The following is a 354-nucleotide window of genomic DNA, read 5'->3' as shown; positions in this document are numbered from 1 at the left end:
CCTGCTCCTCCTCGACGAGGTGCTCACCGGCCTCACGCCCTCCGAGGCCAAGGCCGGCGTCGCGCTGATCCGGCGCGTGGCGGCCACGGGCGTGACCGTGATCATGGTCGAGCACGTGATGGAGGTGGTGATGCCGCTGGTAGACCGGGCCGTGGTGCTACACATCGGCAGCGTGCTGGCCCAGGGCGTGCCGGCCGACGTGGGGCGGGACGCCGGCGTCATCCCGGCCTCTCTCAGGGAACGTCATCGTGCTGCCTGAGGTCGACCGGTTATTGACCGCCTACCGTGGCGGGCTACGTACGCAGGGTGTTTCGTGGAACGACTGTGTAGGGTAGATCGGTGGTGGTCGGGTCT

Annotated in this window: 1 pseudogene; it reads left to right on the top strand. The window is 68.6% G+C overall.

What is annotated here, in order from left to right:
* Positions 1-259 (top strand): annotated as a pseudogene (locus MKK75_RS23945) (ABC transporter ATP-binding protein); the annotation flags it as partial.
* Positions 260-354: the final 95 nt, after the last annotated feature.

This window comes from Methylobacterium sp. J-030 (genome assembly GCF_022829545.1).
Lineage (GTDB): Bacteria > Pseudomonadota > Alphaproteobacteria > Rhizobiales > Beijerinckiaceae > Methylobacterium.
Note: the sequence above shows the minus strand (reverse complement) of the source record. Positions and strands in the feature narration are given on the sequence as shown.